The 1,038-nt window shown below is 50.8% G+C and carries 2 protein-coding genes; both read left to right on the top strand.

What is annotated here, in order from left to right; translation table 11 throughout:
• A partial coding sequence (locus IR213_RS16150) for a porin (RefSeq protein WP_194313306.1) occupies window positions 1-176 on the top strand: 176 nt, incomplete at its 5' end.
• Between the two features lie 28 nt (window positions 177-204).
• A protein-coding gene (locus IR213_RS16155; RefSeq protein ID WP_103215986.1) for an IS1-like element IS1A family transposase occupies window positions 205-902 on the top strand; the annotation gives its coding sequence in 2 pieces (ribosomal slippage) (window positions 205-454 and window positions 454-902; 699 coding nt in all).
• Window positions 903-1,038: the final 136 nt, after the last annotated feature.

Here is a 1,038-nt window from a genome sequence, read left to right on the forward strand (position 1 = left end):
ACACCAAATCTAAAGCGAAAGACGTAGAAGGTATCGGTGATGTTGATCTGGTGAACTACTTTGAAGTGGGCGCAACCTACTACTTCAACAAAAACATGTCCACCTATGTTGACTACATCATCAACCAGATCGATTCTGACAACAAACTGGGTGATGCTGCCAACTTACTGATTTAGTGTATGATGGTGTTTTTGAGGTGCTCCAGTGGCTTCTGTTTCTATCAGCTGTCCCTCCTGTTCAGCTACTGACGGGGTGGTGCGTAACGGCAAAAGCACCGCCGGACATCAGCGCTATCTCTGCTCTCACTGCCGTAAAACATGGCAACTGCAGTTCACTTACACCGCTTCTCAACCCGGTACGCACCAGAAAATCATTGATATGGCCATGAATGGCGTTGGATGCCGGGCAACCGCCCGCATTATGGGCGTTGGCCTCAACACGATTTTACGTCACTTAAAAAACTCAGGCCGCAGTCGGTAACCTCGCGCATACAGCCGGGCAGTGACGTCATCGTCTGCGCGGAAATGGACGAACAGTGGGGCTATGTCGGGGCTAAATCGCGCCAGCGCTGGCTGTTTTACGCGTATGACAGGCTCCGGAAGACGGTTGTTGCGCACGTATTCGGTGAACGCACTATGGCGACGCTGGGGCGTCTTATGAGCCTGCTGTCACCCTTTGACGTGGTGATATGGATGACGGATGGCTGGCCGCTGTATGAATCCCGCCTGAAGGGAAAGCTGCACGTAATCAGCAAGCGATATACGCAGCGAATTGAGCGGCATAACCTGAATCTGAGGCAGCACCTGGCACGGCTGGGACGGAAGTCGCTGTCGTTCTCAAAATCGGTGGAGCTGCATGACAAAGTCATCGGGCATTATCTGAACATAAAACACTATCAGTAAGTTGGAGTCATTACCACAAACTGGGCGTAGGTTCAGACGACACCGTTGCTGTGGGTATCGTTTACCAGTTCTAATAGCACACCTCTTTGTTAAATGCCGAAAAAACAGGACGTTGGTCCTGTTTTTTTTATGCCTT

The sequence above is a fragment of the Flavobacterium soyangense genome, assembly GCF_015277675.1.
Taxonomy (GTDB): Bacteria; Bacteroidota; Bacteroidia; order Flavobacteriales; family Flavobacteriaceae; genus Flavobacterium; species Flavobacterium soyangense.